The organism is Gluconobacter potus (assembly GCF_015244705.1).
Taxonomy (GTDB): domain Bacteria; phylum Pseudomonadota; class Alphaproteobacteria; order Acetobacterales; family Acetobacteraceae; genus Gluconobacter; species Gluconobacter potus.
This window is the reverse complement of record NZ_JABCQF010000013.1, coordinates 1-24,006: the sequence shown is the minus strand read 5'-3', so window position 1 is coordinate 24,006 and position 24,006 is coordinate 1. Positions and strand designations below refer to the sequence as shown.

Below are 24,006 nucleotides of genomic sequence, written 5' to 3'. Positions count from 1 at the left end.
GTTCTATAGGAAACACTATGGCATTCTGAGGCGATAGACAATCCGCCCTTCAGTTCGCATTAGCGGCATTTCTGTACCGGCAAGATGCGATCTGCACTGAGTAAATCCGGAGTTTTATTCATGAGCAAAGCTTTTCTTGCCGCAGTTCTGCAGGATTCCATGAACTGCACAGGGGTTGTTGCCCAGCGGGCCGTCAATGACATGATTGACGCCATTATTGAGGAGCTGCGCGAAGAAGGTGGCTTTACGCTGCCGTCTTTCGGGACATTCACGGTCTGTGAGACCAAGGCAAGGCAGGCCGTCAATCCGCGGACCGGAGAGCCTGTCGAGGTTTCAGCGGGGCGGACCGTCAGGTTCAAGGCCAGTCCGGGACTGAAGCAGCTCGTCTGAGAGATCGTATGGCTGCCTCAGCGTGGCCGTCAGATAATGGACATGATCTGTGGGCCGAGAAGAGACTTCAGACTCATCCTGTCGTTACTATCGAGCGTGGATGATTTCAGTAAGAACTCTTCGTATGAAAAAGATCCTGAAGAATTGAGCATATAATATATCAGGTCCGAGGCTGGTCCTTCGTTTTCGCCAAAGAATGTCAGCTCAGTTACCTTGTCTCCGAAGTGAAATTTTTCCCAGTTCGACGCCTGTTCCCGTGAAAATTCTACGTTTCCGCCATGATTTACCGGAATGCAGGTCAGGTATTTTTGGGTTTTTGGGGATTTTATGGAGATGGAACCATCCGATTCATGCGGCTCGAATTCAAATTCGTAGCAATAATTGCTTTGGGCCGAGTGACTGATGTGAAACCGGACGTTTGAGGAATATACAAAAGGATTCCGGAAGACCCAGATTTTATTGCTGTCGTAAGGAATGGCGGCCAGAATTCTCTCAAATCCTTCCCCCTGAAAGAGATGTCCATCGATGTTATTCAGGGAAAGATATTCGCCGTGAGCGCTCTTGAGGTGGAAGACATCCACTTTTCTGTTGGGCGCCAAGCTGTTTTCCGTGTTTTCCAGAGCATTTCCTTTCTTGAGGAAATTCTTCAGTGAGTACTGGAAAACGGATTTTTTGATATTGTTGTAGATGGTATTTGCCGCATTGATGCGAGCCTGATCCTGGGGATCATAGACATCATTACGATCAAAATGAGACCAGTAGACCGTACTGTTTGACAGATCGGATCCCAGGCGTCTTTTGATGCGGTCGATGAAATGCTCCATGGAGCGGCAGATATAATGATTGATCCTGGCGCCTTCCCACAGGATATTTTTCGTGGCCCCGGGACGCCATTCTACGGGTTGGCCAGCAGCATCTGCGTAAGTCCCATAGGACAGGTTGAACTTATGGGGGTTTTCGTATGCGAAGCTTACCGCTTCTGGTCTTACAAAGCTTTTTACGAGTGTATTGTCATTAAGATCGGGCGTCGATCTGTGGTTGAAGACCTGGTAAGTCGGAACCTTGTCTTTCAGGACCCTGCTGGAACTTCCGTATATGCACCAGCTTAGGGCAATCCCCGTGTCGTCTTTACTGAACTTGTCCAGAAATCCGTTTATGTCCTGGGTGCCGTCGATGCTGACATATTCGTCGCCATCCAGCATGGCGATCCACTCATAGTGATCGATGGATTTCTTGATGGCGTCAAAATAGCTGTCGCGTTGTCTGTAGTAAAAATTGCCTTCGAGCATGGAAGTCCTGCAAACCTCCACGTTGTAAATGCCTTCGCAGGATTTGGCTATTTCATAGGTCCCGTCGGTCGAGTGGTCGTCATATACAAATATCTTATTGAACCCGAGGGAAATATGCCATGATAGCCATGCCATGATGTCATGGGCTTCGTCTTTAACGAAAAGCACTATTGCAGATTTTTCTTTTTTCACGACGAAGACCCTGATTGATGTCGGAAGTATGTCCTTCCAGATTACATCCTTGATCGAGATTAGCCAAATCAGTTGACAGGCGTTGTCCTGAAGCGCGGCATACCCGTTGCGGGAAGCATTTTCCGGTTTTTGGAGGCTGGCTGGGGTGGGAGGATTCGAACCTCCGCATGGCGGAATCAAAATCCGCTGCCTTACCGCTTGGCTACACCCCAAATGATGCGCCCTTCAGAGCGCATGCTCCCGGCCTTCTAATCTGAACCGGCTGCCTTCGTAAAGTGCGAAGTCAGGATTCCAGTTCAAGATCGTGGTCGGGCAGGCCGGTATTGTTCAGGGCCTCGTCCATTTTGCGTCGGGCGGACGGCTTGAGAATTCCGTAGCGCTCGGCGCGGTCCAGGGCGGTATCGAGGGCTGCCATAGTGGCTGCGAGGTCGGGGCTTTCGTCCTTTTCCCAGGCCCGCATGGCGTGCGCCCAGACTGCAGCCAGGGCATTGATGCGCATCACGCCGCCGAAGCCAGTGCAGTCGATCCCTGCGGCTTCGGCCAGCCATTTCATGGAATCAAGGGTTGTGCCGGCCAGAAAAGCCGCCAGAGCCGGGTCGTAGGGCACGGCCTGCAGGACGGCGCGCACGCCTTCGCGATATTCCTGGAAGATATCGAAGCGGCGCATGATCAGGTCGAAGAGATATTCGCGCAGCGTTCCGCCGTCACCGTCGTCACGCAGGGCGCTGGCATCGGCAAGGCGCCCGAGCTGGAGCAGCAGAAGGACCTTGACGGGATAGCGTCTGCGGACGGTTTCGACGGGAAGACCGGCTTCGCGGGCGGCTTCCACGAGGGAAAAGCGGTGCCATCCCTCGTTTCCGGCGAGCGACAGGGCGGACTGAAGAAGGGCGGCGTCGAAGGCTTCCTGCGCCATGTCCGGCGGACCGCTCAGCGCCATGTCGTCGGATTCAAAGGGGTCCTGCCGTCCGTCCATACGGGTCTCCTGTCGAAAGCTTCTGGTTTCATGGTGGGAGCATTGCGGTCTGCCGACAAGCTCTCTCCCATAAAGAAACCGTCAGCCTGCGAGTTCGTCGGCCCGTTTTGTAGCAGCGTCAATAGCTTTTGGAACAGTCTCTGGCCAGGCGTCGGATTTCATGAGGACGGCCAGGGCTGCTGCTGTGGTGCCATTGGGGCTGGTGACGGCCTTGCGCAGGTCCTCGGCGCTGTCGGGCAGATCATCGAGCATGCGCCCGGCGCCGTAGATCGTTCCACGCGCCAGACGGCGGGCGATGGTCGGGGACAGGCCATGCTGCTGACCCGCTTTTTCCAGAAGCTCCGCCAGCAGGAAAACATAGGCGGGGCCGGAGCCGGAGATGGCCGTGACGACGGACAGATCGGCTTCCTTCTCCACCGGAACGACGTCTCCGACGGCAAACAGCAGATCGTGACAGATGGATTTCTGCTCCGGCGTGGCGGAGGGTGCGGCGTAGAGACCGCTGATCCCGGCGCCCACGGCGGACGGTGTATTGGGCATGGCGCGCAGGACGGGAATGTCCGCACCAGCCAGCCGGGCCGCGTCCGAAAGGGCGGCGCAGGTGCGGCCGGCCATGACGGAGAGAATGGCGGCGTTGCTCATGCGGGGGCCAAGCGCCTTGCCGATCGCATCGATCATGATTTCGGCAGCGGCTGGCTTGACGGCGAGAACGATGATGTCGGGCTTGAAACCGGCGGGGATTTCGGCGGCGGTACGGACGACGGTGATGGCGTCGTCCGAGCCGGTTCGGTGCCGGTCAAGAATGACGAGCCGGGGCGGTGTGGGGGAGGCGAGCCAGCCGTCGAGCAGCGCGCCTCCCATCTTTCCGCACCCTGCGAGAAGAACCGAAGGGACGGATGGCACGGTCAGGCGTCTCCTGCGCAGTCGAGCATTGCGGCGTCTATGGCGTCCTGCGGTGATTTTCCGCCCCAGAGTGCGAACTGGAAGGCGGGGTAGAACCGCTCGCATTCGGACATGGCGATGTCCACCAGGTCTTCCATGCTTTCACCGGGAAGGGTCTGCACGCCACGCAGCAGCAGCGTATGTCGGTAAGAGGGGGTTCCGGTATCGGGATCGACGGCGAAATGGCCGATCCAGAGGCGGTTATTGGCCAGGGAAACGAGTTCATGGACGGCCGGACGGCGCTTGGCGGGCGAGCGCAGGTCCAGGATGCAGTTCAGATGCAGGGCCGAGAGTTCGTCGGACCATGTGAAATACAGCGAATAGTCGCACCACTGTCCGGGGGCCTGGGCGGCCATTTCGGACGGGCCGAGGCGTTCGAACTCCCATTCATAGAGGCCCATGACCTGTTCCATCAGGTCGAGCGGATGGGATTCTGTTTCCGTGGTGAGTGAGGTGCTCAGGGCAGGCATGGCGGGTCTCCCAAGGCCGTGGAGCCTGGCACCGGCCTGGCGCCGGTGCGGCGCTCCAGATGTCTGCGGCCGGAAGAGGAAAATCCCCTCCCGACATCAATCACGTTATGGACCCTTTGCGCGGTGTGCAAGCATTACGCGTTGCAAAAGTCACACCGGCCCTGATGACTGTTGCAGATCAGCCCTGCGGACCGCCCTTCTCTTCGGTTGCGAGTTCCTCGACAGCGGAGAGGCGCGATTCGATTTCGGCCAGACGCTGCTCGGTAGCGTCCTGTGCCATGCGGGCACGGGTTGCCATTTCCTGAACTGCGTCGAATTCGTCACGGCGCACGAGGTCGAGGCTGTTGAGGATTTCGTCCACGCGGGTGCGGACGATGGCGTGAAGTTCTTCGCGGGCGCCGGTCACGGCGGAAAAGGCGTTGCCGGCAAGGCCTGCGAGGTCGTCGAAAAAGCGGGGTCTGTCAGCCATGATGAAGTTCCTGCTGTTCTGCGGCGTGTCATGTCGGGCGCGTCGCTTGGATCGTTATCGGGGACAGACTATACAGGAAGGATGATTATCGTCACCGGCGGGGCCGGATTCATTGGTTCGTGCCTTCATGCAGCCCTGCGTCGCCGGGGCTTGCGGACGGTTGTGGTTGACCGGCTCAGGGACGGGGTGAAGTGGCGGAATCTGGCGTCCCATGCGCCGGATCGCATCATCACGCCTGACGCGCTTGAGGGTTTCCTCGCGTCGGAGCCGGATGTCGAAGCTGTGTTCCACATGGGGGCGATCAGCGCCACCACGGCGCGGGATGGCGATCTGGTCTGGTCGAGCAATGTGGACCTGTCGCAGACGCTATGGCGCTGGTGTGCGGCGCGGGGTGTGCGGATGATTTACGCCTCCTCGGCCGCGACCTATGGCGCTGCGGACCGGCCGGAGATGTTCCGTGACGGGCTGGAGAATATCGACGGGCTGCGACCGCTGAACCTGTATGGCTGGTCCAAGCAGGCATTCGACCTGTGGGTGAAGCGGGAAATCGAAGCCGGTGCGCCGGTGCCGCCGCAATGGGCCGGGCTCAAGTTCTTCAATGTCTACGGGCCGAACGAGTATCACAAGGGATCGATGATCTCTGTGGTGAAGGTCAAGTATGACGAGGTCGTGCAGGGGCATGCGGCAAAGCTGTTCCGCTCGGATGTGCCGGGGCTTGCCGATGGGCAGCAGAAGCGGGACTTCATCTGGGTCGGGGATGTGGTGAACGTCATGCTGTGGCTGTTCGATCATCCGGGTGTCAGCGGGCTGTTCAACTGCGGAACCGGCGTGGCGCGGAGCTATCTCGATCTGGCACATGCGGTCTGCGATGCGGCAAAGCGGGCGCGGGATGTGGAGTTCGTGGACATGCCCGACAAACTGCGCGGGCAGTACCAGTCCTTCACCTGTGCGGATATGAGCCGCCTGCGCGCTGCGGGATATGATGCGCCGTTTACCTCTCTTGAAGACGGTATCGGGCAGTATGTGCGCGAGTATCTCTCCCAGCCTCACCCCAATCTCTGAGAACCGATTCCTTGAGCCATCCCCTGATCTTTCCGAATTTCGATCCGGTTGCCTTCCATATCGGTCCGCTGGCAGTGCGCTGGTATGCGCTTGCCTATATGGTGTCGTTCATCATCGCGCTGCCGATTGCGCGGCGGCTGAACCGTCTGGCGCCGGAAGTGGCGACGAACGAGCAGGTGGATGACTTCCTGTTCTACGCCATCCTTGGCGTGCTTCTGGGGGGACGGCTGGGCTATGTGCTGTTCTACCGGCCGATGGATTACCTGTCGCACCCGCTCGAGATCTTCAAGACCTGGGACGGCGGGATGTCGTTCCATGGCGGGGCGCTGGGCGTCATTCTGGCGCTGGCCTATTTCAGCTGGAAGACCCGGCTCAGCTTCCTGGCGTTCGCGGACCGGATCGTGCCGGTTGTGCCGATCGGGCTTGGTTTGGGCCGCTGTGCGAATTTCGTGAACGGCGAACTCTGGGGGCGTCCGGCGTCTCCGGATCTGCCCTGGGCGATGATTTTTCCGACGGGTGGGCCGATTCCGCGGCATCCGTCCGAGCTTTACGAGGCCCTGACCGAGGGTGTCCTGCTTCTGTGCGTGATGCTGTTTGCCGCCAGTCGTCCGCAGGTTCGCGAGCGGTTCGGGTTCCTGTCGGGTCTGTTCCTGTTCGGTTATGCCTGTGCCCGGAGTTTCTGCGAGTTCTTCCGGCAGCCGGATGCGAATATCGGGTTCCTGTCCGGGGGGACGACGATGGGGCAGTTGCTGTGTATCCCGATGGCGCTCGCGGGGATGGGGCTCATGGTTTACGCGATGCGGCGTCCGGCTCAGGTATCGGCGCATGTTTGAGGCCGTGCTGACGGGATCGGTTCTCAAGGTTCCGCACGGGTTTTTCACGCGGCTTGGGGGCGTCTCGCCAGCACCGTATGACAGCCTGAACTGCTCGCTGTCCTCGCAGGATGATCCGGCGAATGTGGTGGAGAACCGGGCGCGGGTGGCGCGGGCGATCGGGGTGGCGCCGGATCATCTGCTGGGTCTGAAACAGACGCATAGTGACATTACCGTGCCTGTGACGGCTGAAACGCCGCTCTGGGTGGCCGGGACCGGGCAGGCAGGGGATGCGCTGGTAACGGACCGTCCGGAGATCGGCGTGGGGGTCATTACGGCGGATTGCGGGCCTGTGCTGCTGTCTTCCGATGACGGGCGGATTGTTGGCGCGGCGCATGCGGGCTGGCGCGGGGCTGTGGGCGGGATTCTGGAATCCGTGGTCGCGCAGATGGTGGCGCTGGGTGCGACGGGGATCAGCGCCGTTGTCGGGCCGTGCATTGCGCCGGAGAGCTATGAAGTCGGTCCGGATATGCGGGATGCGGTTCTCGCCAAGGATGCAGCGGGTGAGAATTTCTTTCGTTCAGCGCCGCGCGAGGGGCATTTCCTCTTCGATCTGCCGGGCTATTGCGGCTTCCGTCTGGAACAGGCCGGCGTCCGGACCGTGCAGATCCTTGGTGTGGATACGCTGACGGACCAGCGGTTTTTCAGCCATCGTCGGCGGACACTCGCGGGTGGTGGGCATATCGGGCATCAGATCTCGGCGATCCGCCCGCTGGCCTCCCCGCTGGGCTGAGGACGGCGCAGGCCGGATTTTTCGAGCAGCCAGCGATCGGCGGGGCGTGAGAGAAAGCGGTCCACGAGGGCACCGAGGCAGAAGGACAGGCCGAGGGTCGGGATGAACCAGATCCAGCCGAGCGTCCAGTTTTCTCCGGTGGCTCTGAACAGATGGACCATCGGCATGACGACGAACATGTGGCTGAGATAGATTTCATAACTCAGCCGGCCCCACTGGCGGGGCCATGCCAGAAACCGGCTTCCGGCGGCCTTGCCCCATCCGTTGTAGAAAGCGAGAAGCAGGACAGCGCATGAGGCTGTGAAGAACAGTGATGTGGCGTAGCCGAGGGTCAGCCATACGACATGGCCGTCGATCAGATAGAGACCGACGCCGAGACTTCCGGTCCAGCCGAGCCAGGGCGTGAGTCTTTCAAAAAGGGACGGGGTCATCCGGTGCGCCAGAAGGGCTGCGCAGACGCCCATGGCAATTGCGGAAATGCCTGGTCCGTAGGCTTCATCCTGCCAGATGTCCAATGCGTTCCGGATCTGCCATTCCGCGAAAGGGCTGGACAGGGTGAGCAGCGCGAAAACGAGGCCGGGCAGTTTGGGAACGCGTCCACCCAGCAGGCAGAGGATCGGGAAGGCCGCATAAAACAGTTCCTCGACCGAGAGGGACCACAGCACATCCCAGTTGGGGGGAAGATAACTCGTCCGGGCTTCGTAGAGGTTCAGATGCATGAACAGCGCTGCGAAGATGGCGCCGGGCAGGGTCTGGTTTTCGTGATGGAAAAGGAAATCGGGAACGCCTGCGAGGTTGAGAGCGGCCAAAATCCCGAGCAGGACCAGCAGGCATGGCAGGATGCGGCAGGCCCGGCGCGCTGAAAAGGCAATGGCGTTGATGCCGCCCAGACTGCCCCATCGGCGTAGTGTGTGGTCGGTGATCAGGAAGCCTGAAATGACGAAGAAGATCTTTACGCCCTTGCCGCCATCCCAGTTCAGGGCTTTCAGCAGCATGGCGGGCAAAACGGCGGAAAGGCCGGTCTGCATCAGGGGGATGCGCAGGGCGAGGTGATGGATGACGACGAGGATGATCGACAGCCCTCTAAGCAGGTCGATCCCCGGATTGCGCTGTGCGCCTGATGTTGTCTGCACCCTGAAATCCCATCCTGCAAAAGCGGAACGCTTCTGTAATGGAAGTCAGGCATGATTCCGTTCGGAATATGGCATGGGGAGGGGCAGGTATAAAAAAAGGGCCGGAGAATGTCTCCGGCCCCTGTTCTGTCTCAGACAGCGTGGGTTCTGGCTTCCCGGTCCCAGAAGCGCAGTTTGCGGCACAGGGTGATGAAGGTCTTGAGGTCGCTGGGGGCCTCAAGCGGGATGATGCCGTCATCCATGTCTTCCGGCGTGATGCCACCCTTGGCGAGAAGCGGTTTGGCGTCCGGGCCGTAACCGATGAACTTCGCATGGGCGAAGGCGTCGGCCACGAAGTCCCGTGCGGTGGCTTCGCCGGTCAGGAGCTTTGCCCCTGCTGCGGACGGGAGCAGCACAACCGCGTCATACAGGACCGAGGGAGCGCCAACGATCTTCTGGCCGGCCGGGATGAGCTTGCCGTCTGTCGTTTTCACGCCACCAACCGCCGGGGCGACCAGTTCGACGATCGTGCCTTCTGCTTCTGCAGCTTTCATCAGGGCGGTGAGCAGGTCCGCATCCGTGCCATCAGTGACGAGCACGCCCAGCTTGCGTCCCTTGAACGTCTTGGGGCCGTTCTTGAAGATGCTGAGCGGGTCCGAAGCCGGCAGATCCGTCAGCGGCGTGCGGGCAGCCGGAGCAGGAGCCGGCATTTTTTCCAGACGCAGACCTTCAGCCACGCCCTTGGCGAGCTTTTCATCGACGTTCAGCAGATGGGCAACAACGCGGGCACGGATAGCCGGTGTGAGGCACTTGCTGAGTTCGAAGACGAAGGCATTCTTGATATGCGTCTGCTCGGTCGGGGTCTGGCTTGTGTAGAACTGGCGGGCCTGACTGTAGTGATCGGCAAACAGCTCGCCGCGCTCACGGGTCTTTCGGCCGTTCACTTCCTCTGCATAGGGCTTGTAGCCGGTCTGCGGGTTTTCACGCGGTCCCATACCCCAGGAATTAGGCTCATAGTTTGCACGCCCTTTCGGGTTGTGCATGGCCATGTGGCCGTCCTGCTGGAAGTTGTGAAACGGGCATTTCGGCGCGTTTATGGGGATATGCGTGAAGTTCGGGCCGCCGAGGCGCTTGGTCTGGGTGTCCAGATACGAGAAGTTCCGGCCCTGCAGAAGCGGATCGTTGGTGAAGGCGATGCCGGGGACGACATTCTGGGTGCAGAAGGCGACCTGCTCGGTTTCGGCGAAGAAGTTGTCCACCGTGCGGTTCAGCACCAGACGGCCGATGCGACGGACCGGGATGAGTTCTTCGGGGATCAGCTTGGTGGCGTCCAGAATGTCGAAGTCGAATTTATCGGCGAAGTCGTCATCGAAGAGCTGCACGCCGAGTTCCCATTCCGGGAAGTCGCCGGAATTGATGGATTCCCACAGGTCGCGACGGTGGAAGTCCGGATCGGCGCCGTTGATCTTGACGGCTTCGTTCCACACGACGGACTGCAAACCCTGTTTCGGCTTCCAGTGGAACTTCACATAGGTGGATTTACCCTCGGCGTTGACGAGGCGGAACGTGTGAACGCCGAAGCCTTCCATGAAGCGGAAGGAGCGCGGAATGGCGCGGTCGGACATGATCCACATGAGCATGTGGACGGTCTCGGGCGACAGGGATGCGAAGTCCCAGAAATTGTCATGGGCGGACTGGGCCTGCGGGAAGCCGCTGTCGGGCTCTTCCTTTACGGCGTGGACCATGTCCGGGAACTTGATGGCGTCCTGGATGAAGAAGACAGGCATGTTGTTGCCCACGAGGTCCCAGTTGCCTTCTTCGGTATAGAGCTTCACCGCAAAACCGCGCACGTCGCGGGCCACGTCGAAAGAGCCGCGGCCACCGGCGACGGTCGAGAAGCGGACGAAGGCGGGAACGCGCTTGCCGATTTTGCCCAGCACACTGGCCGTCGTGTAATCGGCCAGGGAGTCTGTCAGTTCGAAAAAGCCATGCGCACCGTAGCCGCGGGCGTGGACGACGCGCTCGGGGATGCGCTCGTGATCGAAGTGGAAGATCTTCTCGCGGAAATGGAAGTCTTCCAGAAGGGCAGGCCCGCGGGCACCGGCTTTCTCGGTGTTCTGATCGTCGGAGACGGGGACGCCCTGCTGGGTCGTGAGGGTTGGGGTCTCGCCTGACGCCACCTGATGGGTGGCCCCCTGCGGGCCGCGTTCGAAGGTCTGGTCGCCGATGGTGACGGTTTTGCGTTTGTCCGTGCTCATGAATGCACCTCTGCCTGTAGGCCCGGAAAAATACGGGGCTTCGGGAAGTCTGGATGAGGAAGCTGCCTTTCCCATCGGAAAGGCCGTGCCCCTTAGAAGGCGCTGCCGGGGGCAAGTGTTCCTGAAATAAATCCGGGAAATTTTCTGAACCTGTCCGGAAGACGGGCCGTTAAGCGCAGGAACTCTGTCCATGACGACACAGGAGTGTTTCCATGCCTGCTGATCCTCGCACCCGCTATCCGCGTCCGCCGTTCCGGGGCCAGACGCAGAAATTTCCGGGTCTTTCAGAAAAGATGATTCCCCGGCCCGATTACGGCGAAGAAACCTACAAGGGTTCCGGCAAGCTCGCGGGGCTTGCAGCCCTCATCACGGGGGGTGATTCGGGGATCGGGCGGGCGGTCGCGCTGGCATTTGCACGTGAAGGCGCGGATGTCGCGATTTCGTATCTGGAAACGGAGGCGGATGATGCGCGCGATATCGGGGAACAGATCAAGGCCGAAGGGCGGAACTGTCTGCTGTTGCCCGGAGACATCCGTGATGGGGCGCATTGTCTTGAGATGATCAGCAGGACCGTCGAGACGTTCGGTCGCCTTGATATTCTGGTGAACAATGCGGCCTTCCAGAAGGCGCGGGCCAAGCTGGAAGAGATTTCTGACGAGGAATGGAAGCGCCATTTCTCCACGAATACGGATGCGCTGTTCCATCTGACAAAAGCGGCCCTGCCGCATCTTCAGGCCGGGGCGTCCATCATCAACACGTCTTCGGTCAATCTGAAGACGGCGCCGGAACTGCTGGTGCCGTATTCCATGACGAAGGCGGCGATTGCGAACTTCACGTCCAGCATGGCCCAGCAGCTCGCCGGGCGGGGAATTCGCGTTAATGCCGTGATGCCCGGCCCGATCTGGACGCCGTTCATCGCCACCGGCATGCCCGAGGAAGAGCAGGAACATCTGGGCTCGGATGTGCCGCTGGGCCGTCCGGGGCAGCCGGCCGAACTGGCAGGCGCTTATGTCTATTTCGCCGATCCGCTGAACAGCTACACCACGGGCGCGCTTCTGGCGGTCAATGGTGGGGTACCGATGATCTGAAGACTCGCCCCTGAGGGTTCAGGGCCGTGCGAACGCCTGCTCGTCATCGAGCGGGCGTTTTTCCGTTCTGGGTCCGAAGACGAGCGTGACGGTGGCGCCTGACAGCAGGATCAGGGTCGTGAGGCCGAAGACGCCGGGGAAACCGGCAAGCGGATACAGCCAGCCGATCAGGACGGGCGATGCGATGGCGCCCAGACGCGCGATGGCAGAGGCCAGACCCATGCCGCGGGCGCGCAGGGATGTGGGGAAAAGTTCCGGCGTGTAGGCGTAGATGCCGCCGAAGGTGCCGTTCATGAAGAAGGACAGCAGGATGCCGAAGATCAGAACTTCGGTCGGTGTCTGGCTCGTCGCCATGCCGATGGCGCTGATGGCTCCGGCGACCATGAACAGCGCCACCGTTCCGCGCCGTCCCAGACGATCGGTGAGGAAGGCGGCGGAGGCATAACCGGGAAGCTGGGCGAAATAGATCGAAATGGCGTAGCCGAAACTGCGGGTGACGGTCATGCCGCGTTCGATCATCAGGGTCGGGATCCAAGTGAAGAACGCGTAGAAGCTGAACGTGATGGCCAGCCACATGGCCCAGCTCATGAAGGTGGAGCGGCGCAGGTTGGGGGCGAAGAGATCCCGGACCGGACGGATGCTTGGGGCGCCACGGTCGGTCGTGGTGGTGAGGCCGACGGCAAGGCCTGCGCTTTCCTCGATGTCGCCGACGATGCGGCAGGCTTCGGCCGTCTGGCCGCGCTCGTCGAGCCAGCGGGGGGATTCGGGCAGCGCACGGCGCCACCACAGAAGCATCAGGACCGGAAAACCCGTCATGGCCAGCGCCCAGCGCCAGCCATCCGCCATGGCGGGCACGAGCATGAACCCCATGATGGCGGCGGTGACATAGCCGAAGGAATAGAATCCCGTGAGGGCAGCCGTGAATGCGCCGCGATAGCGGGCGGCCACGAATTCGCTGAGATAGGGTGCGATGATGGTGGCTTCCGCACCGGCGCCGATTCCGGAAAGGAGGCGGCACAGGAAAAAGCCCGCAAACGAGGAGGATCCGGCAGAGAGCAGGGAGCCGATGGCGTAGATGGCCAGTGCGCTCATCATGACGCGGCGGCGGCCGGAGCGGTCTCCCCACCAGCCGGAGAGCAGGGCGCCGAGCCCGTAGCCGAGATAGGTGGCGCTGCCGAGCAGGCCGAGTTCCGGGCCGCTCAGGTGCCACTGGCTTTTCAGCATCGGGAGCGCGAAGGCCACGATTGCGGAATCGAGGCCGTCGAATGTGTAGCCGAGGCCGCCGAGGAACAGGAGTTTCCAGTGAAAGCGGGTAAAGGGCAGGCGTTCGATGCGGGCGGCAATGCTCATCGGGTGGGGGATCTGCTGGAAACTGTGGAAATGAAACGCAAGCGTAGCGGCCTGCAGACGGGCTGGTCCAGAGGGGCGGAGTCCGAAAATGGTTGTGCCGGTGGCGGTTTTCCGCTACTCCGCGCCTCGCACAGGCACCCCTGGAGGTCTGTGTTGAATGAAATTCAATACGCAGGAGCGTAACAGTGGCTAATTTGACGACACTTGCTGTCTCGACGCGTGCGAAGGCTGGTAAGGGGGCAGCGCGCGCAACGAGACGTGAGGGCCTGGTGCCGGCCGTGATCTACGGTGGCAAGCAGGAACCCTCCATCATCGCACTTGATCCGCGCGTGATCATGAAGGAACTGCATCGCGGTGGCTGGTCCTCTCGCGTGTACAACCTGGCTGCCGAAGGCGCAGAGCCGGTTGCAGCCCTGATCCGTGACGTGCAGCTGCACCCGGTCACCGATGCCCCGATCCACGTGGACTTCCAGCGCGTTGCCGCTGGCACCAAGGTCCATGTCGAAATCTCCATCGTGTTCGTCGGCGAAGAGAAGTCCCCGGGCATCAAGCGCGGTGGCGTTCTGAACGTCGTTCGTCATTATGTGGACGTGCAGGCTGATCCGGCCAACATTCCGGAGCACTTCACGGCAGACCTGAGCGGCCTGGACATCCACGAAAACGTGCGCTGGACGGACCTCAAGGGCACCGAAGGCGCCGTTCTGGCCAGTGGTCAGGCGACGGACATGGTCATCGCCTCCATCGCTGCACCGACGATCGATGCCGAAATGGAAGCCGAAGCTGCTGCCAAGGCTGCTGCCGAAGCTGAAGCCGCTGCAAAGCCCGGCGCAAAGAAGAAGTAATCGATGAGGCTCTGGACCGGTCTCGGCAACCCCGAGCCGGGGATGAGCCGTCATCGACACAATATCGGCTTCATGGCGGTCGACGAGATCGCCAGGCGCCACGGTTTCTCGCCGTGGCGCAAGCGTTTCCGGGGGGAGACCTCTGAAGGCGTCATCGGGGGGCAGAAGATCCTGCTCCTCAAGCCGATGACGTATATGAACCGGTCAGGCGACAGCGTTCAGCAGGCCGCGCAGTTCTTCAAGATTGCGCAGGACGATATCACCGTATTCCACGACGAACTCGATCTTGCTTTCGGCAAGCTGCGTATCAAGCGTGGCGGTGGTGCCGCCGGGCATAACGGTCTGCGCTCCATGGATAAATGTCTGCCGGGGCCGGATTACTGGCGTGTGCGGATGGGGATCGGTCATCCGGGACACAAGGACCGTGTGACCGGGCATGTTCTGGGCAATTTCGCCAAGGCGGAAGAGCCGGAGCTGGAGCGTTGGCTTGAGGCCATCGCCGACGCGGCGCCTCTGCTGGCGAAGAAAGAACACGAAGCCTTCATGACGAAGGTCGCACTGCTGGCTGCCTGACGGTCTTGCGGCTGAAATGGCCGCTCAGGGCGGGGCGGATGAACAGGGCGACGACATCCATCAGGGCGTGAAATCCCATCAGCCAGATCAGCGGTGTTCCATTGAGGGCACGGATCATAAAGATCAGGCCGAGAGCTGTCGTGGCCAGAACGCCTTTGAGCCCCTGATACCAGTGCATTCCCCCGAATAGCAGCGTTGAGAGCGCGGCGCCGGCGATCAGACTGCCGGTGAGTTGGCCTGTAAGCAGGGGAAGGGCCAGCCGGAAGAACAGTTCCTCGCCCAGACCGGCATTCAGGCACAGCAGAAACGCCAGTCCGGCTTCGGGCCATGTCCGGGGGATCATGGCCGCAAAGTCGCCTAAAGGTTTGAGGGATAAGGGCCGTTTGAGCTTTCGGAGCAGGAGGAAGACTCCCGCGAGGATCAGAAGCCCACAGCCAAATCCGATGAAAAAGGCCGGCGACGTTTCAGGGGAGGCCGTGCTGGCAGTCGGAGTGGGATGCGACAGGCGCAGTTGCGTCAGGCTGGTCCAGCCCAGAGGCCGGGGCAGAAGCCAGAGGGTGATGACCCCGCCCAGATCGAAGAGCAGGATGCTCTGGATGAGCCATTTCAGATAAAGGCGACGTCGTTCACCGGTCCGGGTGGCCGTCCGGAAGTGCTGCCAGTCCCGTGTTCCTGCGTAGCTGTGGTGAATGCAGGCGCCCAGCAGGGCCGTGAGCCAGAGGATGGCCAGAATTTCGGACCTCGGAGTGCCGTGCAGGATTGTCATGATCTTGTTGTCTTTCCATAATGGAAAGTCAGATCATCATTTTCCACATTGGAAAGTCAATGCCGTGCAGCAGGATGGAGTCAGGACTGTGGACGTGACCAGCCGGGACGATGCGCGTGTGCAACTGGAGGCTCTGGGGGCGTTCAGGGAAAAGCTGGGGGACGAGCTTGTCTGCCCCTGGTGGAATGCGCCCGTCATGGGCGGGCTTCTGGCGCTGCTGACCTTCGCCATGAGCCTGGATCCGCCATTCATCTTCCTGCTGGAGGGGCTGTGCATTGTTCTGATGGGCATTTTCTATGTGCTTGCGCGGCGGCGGATGGGATATTTCGTCAATGGTTATCGTCGGGGCCGGACGCGGAAGATCGCGATCGGCATGATGCTGGCGGTCTATGCGATGATGGCGCTGTCGGGGGCTGGTGTGCGGGTGTGGCATCTGGCGTGGCTGCCCTGGCTTGCGACGCTGGGCAGTTTTGCGATCGGCTATGGGGCAGGGCTGCTCTGGCAGAGGGCCTGGCGGGCTGATATGACAGCTGCGTTGTGACTGCGGTTCCCCAATTCGATCCTGTCATTCATCCCCCCGCGCGTCTGCAGCTTGCTGCGGCCCTGTCGGAAGTGAATGACATGGAGTTCGGTCGGGCGCGGGATCTGCTGGGGGTGAGTGACTCGGTCCTGTCCAAGCATCTCGCCCAGATGCAGGAGGCGGGTTATGTGCGGTTGCGCAAGGCGCCTCTGGGAGGGCGGCAGCGGACCTGGCTGGTTCTGACGGCACAGGGGCGTGCGGCTTTGAAGGCGCATGTCCGGGCTTTGCAGGATCTGGCGGGAATCGTGGGCTGAAAAGCCTATTTCGCGGCGGGAAGTGGTTGTGAGCCTCTTCGGTTTCTGCGAACACAGGGCAACGGAATTTTCTGGAACGGATCGTTCGCGTCTGGACGGTCTTCAATGATGATGGAGAGCACGAATGGGTTTCAATTGCGGCATCGTTGGTCTGCCCAATGTCGGCAAGTCCACGCTGTTCAATGCCCTGACGGAAACGGCTGCTGCACAGGCTGCGAATTACCCGTTCTGCACCATCGAGCCGAATACGGGCCGTGTGGCTGTGCCGGATCCACGACTGGATGAACTGGCGCGGATCGGCAAGTCCATCCGCAAGGTGCCGACCAGCCTTGAGTTCGTGGACATCGCCGGTCTGGTCCGTGGCGCGTCCAAGGGCGAAGGCCTGGGCAACCAGTTCCTGGCCAATATCCGTGAAGTCGATGCCATCGTGCACGTCCTGCGCTGCTTCGAAGATGACGACATCACTCATGTCGAAGGTGGGGTCGATCCGGTCCGGGATGCGGACATCATCGAGACGGAACTGATGTTGGCGGATCTGGAAAGCCTTGAGAAGCGCCAGATCGGCCTTCAGAAGCGTGCCCGGGGCAACGACCGCGAAGCACAGGCGCAGCTTGAACTTCTGGAGCCGCTGCTGGCAGCGCTGCGTGACGGCAAGCCGGCGCGGACGGCTGTTCCGAAGGGGCAGGAAGCGGAAGCCTCGCGCCTTCAGCTTCTGACGACGAAGCCCGTTCTGTATGTCTGTAATGTTGAGGAAGCCTCGGCCGCGACCGGAAATGCGTTTTCGGAAGCTGTGCGCAAGCGCGCCGAAGCCGAGGGTGCGGGTGTGGTCGTGGTGTCGGCTGCCATTGAGGCTGAAGTCAGTCAGTTGCCGCAGGAAGACCGGACGGAGTTTCTTGAAGGGCTGGGTCTGACGGATAGCGGACTGGATCGTGTGATTGCGGCTGGCTACAAGCTGCTGGGCCTGCGGACGTATTTCACGGTCGGACCGAAGGAATCCCGCGCCTGGACGATTACGGCCGGGACGAAGGCACCGCAGGCCGCTGCCGTCATTCATAACGATTTCGAGCGCGGGTTCATTGCCTGCGAAACCGTGGCCTTTGATGATTATGTGGCCTGCAACGGCGAGGCCGGGGCCAAGGAAGCCGGAAAGCTGCGGATCGAAGGCAAGGAATATGTGGTGCAGGATGGTGACGTCCTGCTGTTCCGGTTCAATGTCTGAGGCAGGGCACATTCTGGACGGTCTGGCGGAGCGTGCTCGCCGGGCCAGCCGGAGTCTGGCGCGGGCGAGTGCGGGAACCCGCAATCAGGCCCTGTTCGAGGCTGCGAAAGCACTGCGGGTCCGCTCTGACAAGATCGTGGCCGCCAATGGGCAGGATCTGGCAGCGCTTTCCGAAGACCGGAATGCAGCGTTCCGGGACCGTCTGACGCTGACGCCGGAGCGGGTTGAGGCGATGGCGCGCGGTCTGGAAGACGTGGCGGGTCTGCCGGATCCGGTCGGGCGCGTTCTGGCGGAATGGGACCGGCCGAACGGGCTGCATTTCCGCCGGGTCGCGACACCGCTTGGCGTGATCGGCATGATCTATGAAAGCCGTCCCAATGTTGGGGCCGATGCCGCCGCACTGTGCATCAAGTCCGGCAATGCGGTGATTTTGCGCGGTGGCGGGGAAAGCCTGCATTCCGCGCGCGCCATTCAGGCGGCGATGGAAGACGGTCTGCGGGTAGCCGGGCTGGACGAGGCCTGTGTGCAGATCCTGCCATCCGCGGATCGGGCTTTGGTCGGGGCGATGCTGCAGGCTTCGGGAAAGATTGACCTCATCATTCCGCGTGGCGGCAAGTCCCTTGTGGAGCGCGTGCAGCGCGAGGCCCGCGTGCCGGTTCTGGCGCATGCGGACGGTCTGAATCACACCTACATTCATGCGAGTGCTGATCCGGCCATGGCCCGGAAAGTTCTGCTGGATGCGAAGATGCGGCGGACGGGGATCTGTGGTGCGACGGAGACGCTGCTGATCGATGCGGCGATTGCGCCGACGCTGTTGCCGCTGCTGGTTCAGGATCTGGCCGCGAAGGGATGTACGTTCCGGGCAGATGACCGGGCGCGTGCGATTGTGCCGACGCTTGAAGCAGCCTCGGCTGATGATTTCAGCACGGAATGGCTGGACGCCGTGCTTTCGGTTGCCGTGGTGGACGGGGTTGAAGATGCTCTCGATCACATCGCGCGGCATGGAAGTTCGCATACCGAGGCCATTATCGCCGAAGATCCTGAGGCCGCGGCGGAGTTCCTCAACGGGACCGACAGTGCGGTTGTGATGTGGAATGCGTCCACGCAGTTCTGTGACGGTGGGGAGTTCGGATTCGGTGCGGAAATCGGCATTGCGACGGGGCGGATGCATGCCCGGGGGCCGGTGGGGCTCGAGCAGCTGACATGCTACCGGTACGAAGTGATCGGCACCGGGCAGGTGCGGGGCTGATCAGTATCCCGACGTCTGGTGACGGCCGGAATATGCGGATCGGCCTGCTGGGCGGGTCTTTCAATCCGGCGCATGCGGGTCATCTCATGCTGGCGCGGCGGGCCTTGCGGGCTTTGCGTCTGGATCAGGTGTGGCTCATGGTCTCACCAGGGAATCCGCTCAAGCCGAGTAAAGGCATGGCGCCGTTCAGGGTGCGTCTTGCTTCTGCGGAGCGGATTGCAGACGGACGGCGAATCGTTGCAACGGATATCGAATCGCGGCTTGGGCAGCGCTTCACCGTAAAAACGGTCGGATTGCTGAAGCAGCGTTTCCCGCATGTGAGTTTCGTGTGGCTGATGGGTGCGGACGGGCTGGCGCAGCTTTCGCACTGGAAGCGCTGGCGGCGGTTGGCTGCGATGGTTCCCATCGCCGTTCTCCCGCGTCCGGGCAGTGTTTCGCCAGCCCTGCGGGGGGCCGCGGCTTCTGTTTTGCGGCATCAGAGACGGCCTTCCCGTGAATCTCCCACGCTTGCGGAGCGAAAAGGCAACGCATGGACGTTCCTTTCTGCGCCGCAGAACGATATATCGGCTACAGCGTTGCGTGAGTCCGGCCAGTTTCGTCCGGATTCCGATCAGGAGTAAAAACCATCACCAAGACGACCTCTCCCGAATCGCAGGCCAAAAAGCCTGTGCGCCGGAAAACCAGCTCCCCCGATGCGGCACTGGCCGAGGCTGCCAAGGTGCCGGGAACGGCTCGCAAGAAGGCCGCAGTTGCCGGACCGAAGAAAACGGCCGTCAAGCGCGAAGCCGTGCAGCCGGATCTCCTGACCAGCATGCTGACGGTCATCACCACGAGTCTGGACGAAGACAAGGGTGAAGACATCGTTGTGCTGGACCTGGTCGGCCGCGCGAATTTTGCTGATCGTATGGTCATTGCGACCGGTCTTGCCGACCGCCAGATTTCCGCGATGGCGCATCACATCGAGAAGAAGCTCAATGAGATTGGCATCAAGCGTATCCTGATCGAAGGCGCGAATGGCAGCGACTGGGTCCTGATCGATGCTGGCGATGTTGTCGTGCATCTCTTCAAGCCGGAAAGCCGTGAGCTTTACGGGCTTGAGCGCATGTGGGGCACTGATCTGGATGGCAGCGAAGACGAAGTTGCTGTCGGGCAGGACGAAGAGCAGGACTGAATGAAACTGGTCGCAATCGGCCGGCTCAAAGCCGGGCCGGAGCGCGAACTGTTCGAGCGTTATGCGGGCCGGATCAGGCCCGCTTTGACGGTGACGGAACTCGCGCCGTCAAAAGGCAGCGTCCAGGAGCAGAAGCGCAAGGATGCTGCGGCTCTTCTGGGGGCCTGTCCTGACAATGCCCTGATCGTGGCGCTGGATGAGGGTGGCAAGACACCGGACAGCCTGCGGCTGGCGGAGATGTTGTCCCGCTGGCAGGAATCGGGGCGCCCCATTCATTTTCTGATCGGTGGTGCGGAAGGGCTGGATTCAAGCGTGATCCAGCGGGCCGATTCCGTGATTTCTCTGGGGAAACTGACCTGGCCGCACATGCTGGTCCGGGTTCTGATCGCCGAGCAGGTGTTCCGGGCTCAGGCCATCAATACCGGTCATCCCTATCATCGGGAATCGCGACCAGGCTGAAGCCCGGTTGTTAGGCTATATCAGCGAATCGAACGGTCGGGAGCGTCCGAAGTGAAGGCATCGTCCGGAGCTTCGGCGACTTCGGTGCTGCTCATCGGATGGCTCAGGGCGTCAGAGCCGTTCAGGACTGCGCGGTGACGGAAGCCAGTCGTGTTCGAAGCGCGGGCCAGCACAACCTGCGGGGCCGGGCTACGATCGCCGCTGTCGGAATGCGGATAGATGAAGCCATAGGTCGGGTAGATGCTGCCAAGGCGGCCGCTGCGATCATTGAGAGCGACGCGGACCGCGCTCCAGTCATTGTTGGGCGAAACGTCAACGACGCGCACGTTATGTGCGATGCCGTTGGACGCCCAGTGGGACTGGTCGATATAGATTGTGCGGCTGTCTTCCACCGACCGGACCACAGCGACATGGCCGAGTGGCATGCGGCGGATGGCCCGGAAATTCAGGACCGAACCGGCCTGCGGTGCGGACCCGCGGGCATAAACGCCGGCGGCATTGTACCACCAGTCACGCGCATTGCCGTGCAGAACGACTTCTGAAGCCGTCTTGGCGTAGGCGACGCACTGAATGACGTGAGCATAAGAATGGCGATGGCTGCTGGAACGGTGGCTATGAAAGACGGTCCGTCCGTGGTGACCCGAACTGTGACGGGCCTGAGCCTGTCCCGAAAAGAATGCGATCGCGGAGAGCGCCAGAGCAGAGAAAAAGGTTTTCCGGCAACTTTTATGCTTCACGATCTTTAGGATCCTGATTGGTTGTGTGTTGTTCGGGTTACAGGCAGGTAACAACCTTCCTGCAACCCTGACAAGAGCAGAATGCAGACCTATGGGTTAAATTTTCATTTCCAAAGAAAATCTTTTTGACACCACACTCTGCTGCATTCTCGCCATAATCGTCTGATTCAGATCATTTCGTTGTCGTGAGCATGATTTCCACGAGGATCTTCGGGTCCGCCATGACGGCCTGAACGCAGGCGCGGGCAGGGGCCATGTTTTCCGGAAGCCAAGCGGACCAGACCGTGTTGAGGGCGGTACGGTCTGCGATGTCCTTCACCCAGATCTGGGCCTGAAGGATGCGGGTCTTGTCGGTGCCGTGCACTTCAAGAATTTCGTCGAGCTGGTCGAGAACGCTCTTGGTCTGCTCTTCGATTCCCTTGGACAGATCTGCCGCAACGACACCCTGCGTGAAAATGAAGCCGTGATATTCGACGGCCTTGGAAAGAATGGCGTTGGGTTCTGTGCGGATGATGCGGCTCATGATGACACCTCGTATGATGGGGAAAGGTGGAGAGTGACCTTCCTGTGAAAAGGGGTCAATGATCCGTGGTGGCTGGTGTTGGGCGGATGCTGTGTCTCACTTGTCGCGCAGGGGCTGACGCTGTATCGCCACATCAGAACGGACCGTCTGGAAGGGGGAGCTGTGACTCCTTTGTATGCGAAGCGGGTGCCGGTAACGCCTTTGCGGCAGAACTGCACCATTCTCTCGAATGATGAGGGTCGTGCCGTTGTGGTGGATCCCGGCGGAGATGTCGGAGACATTCTTCAGCATCTGGACGGGATGACCGTTGAGGCCATTCTTCTGACGCATGGTCATCTGGATCATGCCGGCGGCGCTGCTGCCCTGAAAAGAGCTCTTGAAAAGCAGCAGGGGCAGCCTGTTCCCGTTATAGGGCCGGACCGGCGGGATGAGTTCCTGCTGCAGAGCATCACCAGGCAGGCGGCTGCTTTCGGAATTCCGGGCATGGAGAATGTTGCGCCGGATCGCTTTGTGGAAGGCGGAGAAGTCCTGCATCTGCTGGGGCAGGATCTTCATGTCGCGCATGTTCCTGGCCATACGCCGGGGCATGTCGTTTTTGTGGATCATGACAACCGCCGCGTTCTGGCTGGCGATACGCTGTTCCGTGGGACGGTTGGCCGGACGGATTTTGCGTATGGCGATTCACAGGCGCTTGTCGACGGTATTCGCAGACATCTTCTGACGCTGCCTGATGATATGGTGGTTCTGTGCGGGCACGGGATGCCGACGACCATCGGAGAAGAGCGCCGGACCAATCCGTTCCTGATTTCCTGAACCTGAAAGTCATATCATGCGAGTTTTATGCTGTGCGCTGGTGGCGGCGCTTGGAATGAGTGCTGGCGTTGCGAAGGCGGAGGAGCCGATTACGCAGGCGCAGGCCCGTCTGCCAACCGCGCCTCTGACCATTACGACGCGCGATGGTCAGAAGCATGAGTTTACGGTGGAACTGGCCAAGACCTATCGCCAGCAGGAAGTGGGCGAGATGTTCCGCAAGCATCTGCCTGAGAACGAGGGGATGCTGTTCATGTGGGCAACGCCTCAGGTCTCGGACATGTGGATGCGTAATACGCTTGTGCCGCTGGACATCGTGTTCATTGATTCCACGAACCATATCCATGCCATTGCGGAAAACGCCGTCCCTCTGAGCGAGGCGATCCTGCGGAGTGATGGTGTGGTTGCCAATACACTTGAACTGGCAGGGGGCGTTACGGCGAAGCTGGGGATCCGGGTGGGCGATGCTGTTACCAGTTCCGCGCTGAAGCACTGATGGTCCTGTGAAGGTTCTGGTTACCGGGGTTGCCGGGTTTATAGGGTTTCATGTTGCACAGGCCCTTCTGAAGCAGGGCATGGAGGTCGTAGGCGTCGATACTCTCAATGCCTATTATGATCCTGCTCTCAAAGCCGCCCGACTGGAGCAGCTTGAGCCTTATCCGGGGTTCAGCTTTCTGAAAGTGGATGTGGCCAGTCCTGCAGCCATGCAGGACCTGGTCGCGCGGCACCCCGATCTGGAAGGTGTAATCCATCTTGCGGCCCAGGCCGGGGTTCGGTACTCGATGGTCGATCCCTATTCCTATGTAACATCCAACGTCATGGGGCAGGTCGCTCTTCTGGAAGCGTGCCGTCATCTGAAAAAGCTGACGCATGTTGTGTATGCGTCCTCCTCTTCCGTTTATGGCCGCAATCAGAGCGTTCCTTTCAGGGAGACGGACCGGGTTGAGCTGCCCAGTTCCGTATATGCCGTAACCAAGCGTGCTGCCGAACTGATGTCTGAGTCCTACGCGTATCTGCACAGTATTCCGCAGACGGGGCTCCGGTTTTTTACCGTGTATGGTCCCTGGGGAAGGCCCGACATGGCGTATTACGGGTTTGCGAAAGCAATTTCGGAAGGGCGCCCGGTGACCCTTTATGAAGGAAAGCATCTTTCCCGCGATTTCACCTATATCGATGACATCGTCAGGGGCGTGCAGCAGGTTCTGGGCAGGCCGCCGGAAGCCGGGATGTCGCGGGTGCTTAATCTGGGAGGGGATAAGCCGGAAAGAGTGACCCGCATGATTGAGCTGCTTGAGCAGAATCTGGGGAAGAAAGCTTTCGTGGAGCGGCGCCCCAGACCGGTGGCGGATATGGAATCGACCTGGGCTTCTTTGGAAAATGTCAGGGAATTCTGCGGTTGGAAGCCGGCCGTGTCTTTTGAAGACGGGATGAAGGAATTCTGTCTGTGGTTCAGAAAGTTCCACGGGATCTGATTTTTTCACAAAAATGCAATTTTCCTGTTGACCCCCCTCCGAGGTCCCCGTATAAGCCCGTTCACCGACGCGGCGGGGCCCACTTCGAGGGGTTCTGGAGCGGCGGGGAAGATGGTCTTTGAAAATTGAATATGGAATTGGAAGGGATATG

28 protein-coding genes and 1 tRNA gene are annotated in these 24,006 nt (G+C 60.5%); 17 read left to right on the top strand and 12 right to left on the bottom strand.

The annotated features are described in order from the left end of the window. The first annotated feature begins 120 nt into the window (after positions 1-120). Positions 121-390: an HU family DNA-binding protein gene (locus HKD31_RS13590; RefSeq protein WP_011252687.1), complete on the top strand. Its 270-nt coding sequence runs from the start codon at positions 121-123 to the stop codon at positions 388-390. A 29-nt stretch (positions 391-419) separates the two neighbouring features. Here HKD31_RS13590 and HKD31_RS13585 read toward each other — a convergent pair whose 3' ends face one another. The 6 genes from HKD31_RS13585 to HKD31_RS13560 form a co-directional block, all read right to left on the bottom strand. Beyond that, entirely contained in the window at positions 420-1,871 is a 1,452-nt protein-coding gene (locus HKD31_RS13585) for a glycosyltransferase family 2 protein (RefSeq protein ID WP_155723115.1), read from the bottom strand. Between the two features lie 137 nt (positions 1,872-2,008). Next, positions 2,009-2,083 (bottom strand) — tRNA-Gln (locus HKD31_RS13580). Between the two features lie 71 nt (positions 2,084-2,154). After that, positions 2,155-2,844: a TetR family transcriptional regulator gene (locus tag HKD31_RS13575; protein ID WP_194265532.1), complete on the bottom strand. Its 690-nt coding sequence runs from the start codon at positions 2,842-2,844 to the stop codon at positions 2,155-2,157. An 81-nt stretch (positions 2,845-2,925) separates the two neighbouring features. Continuing rightward, positions 2,926-3,747, bottom strand: a complete 822-nt coding sequence (proC, locus tag HKD31_RS13570; protein WP_024717177.1) for a pyrroline-5-carboxylate reductase — start codon at positions 3,745-3,747, stop codon at positions 2,926-2,928. 2 nt (positions 3,748-3,749) lie between these two features. Next, positions 3,750-4,256 (bottom strand): type III secretion system chaperone family protein, encoded by a 507-nt coding sequence (locus HKD31_RS13565; protein WP_011252691.1) that lies wholly within the window; start codon positions 4,254-4,256, stop codon positions 3,750-3,752. 178 nt (positions 4,257-4,434) lie between these two features. Next, positions 4,435-4,725, bottom strand: coding sequence for an accessory factor UbiK family protein (locus tag HKD31_RS13560; RefSeq protein ID WP_011252692.1), 291 nt, complete (start codon positions 4,723-4,725; stop codon positions 4,435-4,437). A gap of 81 nt (positions 4,726-4,806) precedes the next feature. On the opposite strand from HKD31_RS13560, the gene rfaD reads away from it, so the two are divergent. The 3 genes from rfaD to pgeF are packed head-to-tail and all read left to right on the top strand — an operon-like array spanning position 4,807 to position 7,392. Further along, positions 4,807-5,787 (top strand): ADP-glyceromanno-heptose 6-epimerase, encoded by a 981-nt coding sequence (gene rfaD, locus HKD31_RS13555; RefSeq protein ID WP_194265531.1) that lies wholly within the window; start codon positions 4,807-4,809, stop codon positions 5,785-5,787. Between the two features lie 11 nt (positions 5,788-5,798). Further along, complete coding sequence (lgt, locus tag HKD31_RS13550) at positions 5,799-6,620, top strand: prolipoprotein diacylglyceryl transferase (protein ID WP_194265530.1); 822 nt, start codon at positions 5,799-5,801, stop codon at positions 6,618-6,620. Next, complete coding sequence (pgeF, locus tag HKD31_RS13545; protein ID WP_194265529.1) at positions 6,613-7,392, top strand: peptidoglycan editing factor PgeF; 780 nt, start codon at positions 6,613-6,615, stop codon at positions 7,390-7,392. Before lgt ends, pgeF begins: the two co-directional genes overlap by 8 nt. Here pgeF and HKD31_RS13540 read toward each other — a convergent pair. Both HKD31_RS13540 and HKD31_RS13535 read right to left on the bottom strand, forming a co-directional pair. Continuing rightward, complete coding sequence (locus HKD31_RS13540; protein ID WP_194265528.1) at positions 7,350-8,525, bottom strand: acyltransferase family protein; 1,176 nt, start codon at positions 8,523-8,525, stop codon at positions 7,350-7,352. The two genes, pgeF and HKD31_RS13540, sit on opposite strands and share 43 nt — an antisense overlap. Before the next feature lie 131 nt (positions 8,526-8,656). Next, entirely contained in the window at positions 8,657-10,762 is a 2,106-nt protein-coding gene (locus tag HKD31_RS13535) for a catalase (RefSeq protein WP_194265527.1), read from the bottom strand. A 212-nt stretch (positions 10,763-10,974) separates the two neighbouring features. On the opposite strand from HKD31_RS13535, the gene HKD31_RS13530 reads away from it, so the two are divergent. Beyond that, the gene (locus HKD31_RS13530) at positions 10,975-11,850 is read left to right on the top strand and encodes an SDR family oxidoreductase (RefSeq protein WP_194265526.1); all 876 of its coding nucleotides are present in this window, start codon (positions 10,975-10,977) and stop codon (positions 11,848-11,850) included. A gap of 18 nt (positions 11,851-11,868) precedes the next feature. Here the strand turns inward: HKD31_RS13530 and HKD31_RS13525 are convergent, their stop codons facing one another. Further along, positions 11,869-13,200, bottom strand: a complete 1,332-nt coding sequence (locus HKD31_RS13525; RefSeq protein WP_194265525.1) for an MFS transporter — start codon at positions 13,198-13,200, stop codon at positions 11,869-11,871. A 185-nt stretch (positions 13,201-13,385) separates the two neighbouring features. On the opposite strand from HKD31_RS13525, the gene HKD31_RS13520 reads away from it, so the two are divergent. Both HKD31_RS13520 and pth read left to right on the top strand, forming a co-directional pair. Then, positions 13,386-14,042, top strand: coding sequence for a 50S ribosomal protein L25/general stress protein Ctc (locus HKD31_RS13520; RefSeq protein WP_194265524.1), 657 nt, complete (start codon positions 13,386-13,388; stop codon positions 14,040-14,042). A gap of 3 nt (positions 14,043-14,045) precedes the next feature. After that, positions 14,046-14,615, top strand: a complete 570-nt coding sequence (gene pth / locus HKD31_RS13515) for an aminoacyl-tRNA hydrolase (protein ID WP_011252701.1) — start codon at positions 14,046-14,048, stop codon at positions 14,613-14,615. Here pth and HKD31_RS16115 read toward each other — a convergent pair. Beyond that, positions 14,584-15,381, bottom strand: a complete 798-nt coding sequence (locus HKD31_RS16115) for a CPBP family intramembrane glutamic endopeptidase (protein WP_228120777.1) — start codon at positions 15,379-15,381, stop codon at positions 14,584-14,586. The genes pth and HKD31_RS16115 overlap by 32 nt on opposite strands. A 64-nt stretch (positions 15,382-15,445) precedes the next feature. Here HKD31_RS16115 and HKD31_RS13505 point away from each other — a divergent pair, with 64 nt between their 5' ends. The 7 genes from HKD31_RS13505 to HKD31_RS13475 all read left to right on the top strand — a co-directional run bounded on the left by HKD31_RS13505 (position 15,446) and on the right by HKD31_RS13475 (position 20,313). After that, complete coding sequence (locus HKD31_RS13505; protein ID WP_338085583.1) at positions 15,446-15,922, top strand: hypothetical protein; 477 nt, start codon at positions 15,446-15,448, stop codon at positions 15,920-15,922. Continuing rightward, positions 15,919-16,215 (top strand): transcriptional regulator, encoded by a 297-nt coding sequence (locus tag HKD31_RS13500; protein ID WP_062494584.1) that lies wholly within the window; start codon positions 15,919-15,921, stop codon positions 16,213-16,215. Before HKD31_RS13505 ends, HKD31_RS13500 begins: the two co-directional genes overlap by 4 nt. Positions 16,216-16,339: 124 nt before the next feature. Continuing rightward, the gene (gene ychF / locus HKD31_RS13495; RefSeq protein ID WP_062494586.1) at positions 16,340-17,434 is read left to right on the top strand and encodes a redox-regulated ATPase YchF; all 1,095 of its coding nucleotides are present in this window, start codon (positions 16,340-16,342) and stop codon (positions 17,432-17,434) included. Next, positions 17,427-18,683 carry a glutamate-5-semialdehyde dehydrogenase gene (locus HKD31_RS13490; RefSeq protein ID WP_370543931.1) on the top strand — a complete coding sequence of 419 codons (1,257 nt, stop codon included), beginning with the start codon at positions 17,427-17,429 and terminating at the stop codon, positions 18,681-18,683. Before ychF ends, HKD31_RS13490 begins: the two co-directional genes overlap by 8 nt. Before the next feature lie 32 nt (positions 18,684-18,715). Next, positions 18,716-19,303 carry a nicotinate-nucleotide adenylyltransferase gene (locus HKD31_RS13485; RefSeq protein WP_194265547.1) on the top strand — a complete coding sequence of 196 codons (588 nt, stop codon included), beginning with the start codon at positions 18,716-18,718 and terminating at the stop codon, positions 19,301-19,303. 98 nt (positions 19,304-19,401) lie between these two features. After that, positions 19,402-19,854: a ribosome silencing factor gene (gene rsfS, locus HKD31_RS13480; RefSeq protein WP_024717179.1), complete on the top strand. Its 453-nt coding sequence runs from the start codon at positions 19,402-19,404 to the stop codon at positions 19,852-19,854. Beyond that, positions 19,855-20,313, top strand: a complete 459-nt coding sequence (locus tag HKD31_RS13475) for a 23S rRNA (pseudouridine(1915)-N(3))-methyltransferase RlmH (RefSeq protein ID WP_194265521.1) — start codon at positions 19,855-19,857, stop codon at positions 20,311-20,313. Between the two features lie 20 nt (positions 20,314-20,333). On the opposite strand, the gene HKD31_RS13470 is transcribed toward HKD31_RS13475, so the two are convergent. Both HKD31_RS13470 and HKD31_RS13465 read right to left on the bottom strand, forming a co-directional pair. Next, on the bottom strand, positions 20,334-21,050 hold the full coding sequence (locus HKD31_RS13470) for a CHAP domain-containing protein (protein ID WP_194265520.1): 717 nt from the start codon (positions 21,048-21,050) through the stop codon (positions 20,334-20,336). Between the two features lie 172 nt (positions 21,051-21,222). Beyond that, complete coding sequence (locus tag HKD31_RS13465) at positions 21,223-21,573, bottom strand: RidA family protein (RefSeq protein ID WP_011252711.1); 351 nt, start codon at positions 21,571-21,573, stop codon at positions 21,223-21,225. A 162-nt stretch (positions 21,574-21,735) separates the two neighbouring features. Between HKD31_RS13465 and HKD31_RS13460 the strand changes: the two genes are divergently transcribed. From HKD31_RS13460 to HKD31_RS13450, 3 genes are read left to right on the top strand one after another with little or no spacing between them, the layout of a single operon-like run. Beyond that, on the top strand, positions 21,736-22,386 hold the full coding sequence (locus HKD31_RS13460) for an MBL fold metallo-hydrolase (RefSeq protein WP_194265519.1): 651 nt from the start codon (positions 21,736-21,738) through the stop codon (positions 22,384-22,386). Positions 22,387-22,402: 16 nt separating this feature from the next. Continuing rightward, positions 22,403-22,879 (top strand): DUF192 domain-containing protein, encoded by a 477-nt coding sequence (locus HKD31_RS13455; RefSeq protein ID WP_011252713.1) that lies wholly within the window; start codon positions 22,403-22,405, stop codon positions 22,877-22,879. A 7-nt stretch (positions 22,880-22,886) separates the two neighbouring features. Then, positions 22,887-23,855, top strand: coding sequence for an SDR family NAD(P)-dependent oxidoreductase (locus tag HKD31_RS13450; protein ID WP_062494594.1), 969 nt, complete (start codon positions 22,887-22,889; stop codon positions 23,853-23,855). The last annotated feature ends 151 nt before the right edge of the window (positions 23,856-24,006 follow it).

Coding starts and splice junctions, on each gene's coding strand:
- ychF (WP_062494586.1), top strand. CDS start 16,340: ATGGGTTTCAATTGCGGCATCGTTGGTCTGCCCAATGTCGGCAAGTCC.
- HKD31_RS13525 (WP_194265525.1), bottom strand. CDS start 13,200: ATGAGCATTGCCGCCCGCATCGAACGCCTGCCCTTTACCCGCTTTCAC.
- HKD31_RS13560 (WP_011252692.1), bottom strand. CDS start 4,725: ATGGCTGACAGACCCCGCTTTTTCGACGACCTCGCAGGCCTTGCCGGC.
- HKD31_RS13455 (WP_011252713.1), top strand. CDS start 22,403: ATGCGAGTTTTATGCTGTGCGCTGGTGGCGGCGCTTGGAATGAGTGCT.
- HKD31_RS13475 (WP_194265521.1), top strand. CDS start 19,855: ATGAAACTGGTCGCAATCGGCCGGCTCAAAGCCGGGCCGGAGCGCGAA.
- HKD31_RS13530 (WP_194265526.1), top strand. CDS start 10,975: ATGCCTGCTGATCCTCGCACCCGCTATCCGCGTCCGCCGTTCCGGGGC.
- HKD31_RS13465 (WP_011252711.1), bottom strand. CDS start 21,573: ATGAGCCGCATCATCCGCACAGAACCCAACGCCATTCTTTCCAAGGCC.
- HKD31_RS16115 (WP_228120777.1), bottom strand. CDS start 15,381: ATGACAATCCTGCACGGCACTCCGAGGTCCGAAATTCTGGCCATCCTC.
- HKD31_RS13575 (WP_194265532.1), bottom strand. CDS start 2,844: ATGGACGGACGGCAGGACCCCTTTGAATCCGACGACATGGCGCTGAGC.
- HKD31_RS13590 (WP_011252687.1), top strand. CDS start 121: ATGAGCAAAGCTTTTCTTGCCGCAGTTCTGCAGGATTCCATGAACTGC.
- HKD31_RS13535 (WP_194265527.1), bottom strand. CDS start 10,762: ATGAGCACGGACAAACGCAAAACCGTCACCATCGGCGACCAGACCTTC.
- pgeF (WP_194265529.1), top strand. CDS start 6,613: ATGTTTGAGGCCGTGCTGACGGGATCGGTTCTCAAGGTTCCGCACGGG.
- HKD31_RS13485 (WP_194265547.1), top strand. CDS start 18,716: ATGCGGATCGGCCTGCTGGGCGGGTCTTTCAATCCGGCGCATGCGGGT.
- pth (WP_011252701.1), top strand. CDS start 14,046: ATGAGGCTCTGGACCGGTCTCGGCAACCCCGAGCCGGGGATGAGCCGT.
- HKD31_RS13565 (WP_011252691.1), bottom strand. CDS start 4,256: ATGCCTGCCCTGAGCACCTCACTCACCACGGAAACAGAATCCCATCCG.
- HKD31_RS13490 (WP_370543931.1), top strand. CDS start 17,427: ATGTCTGAGGCAGGGCACATTCTGGACGGTCTGGCGGAGCGTGCTCGC.
- rfaD (WP_194265531.1), top strand. CDS start 4,807: ATGATTATCGTCACCGGCGGGGCCGGATTCATTGGTTCGTGCCTTCAT.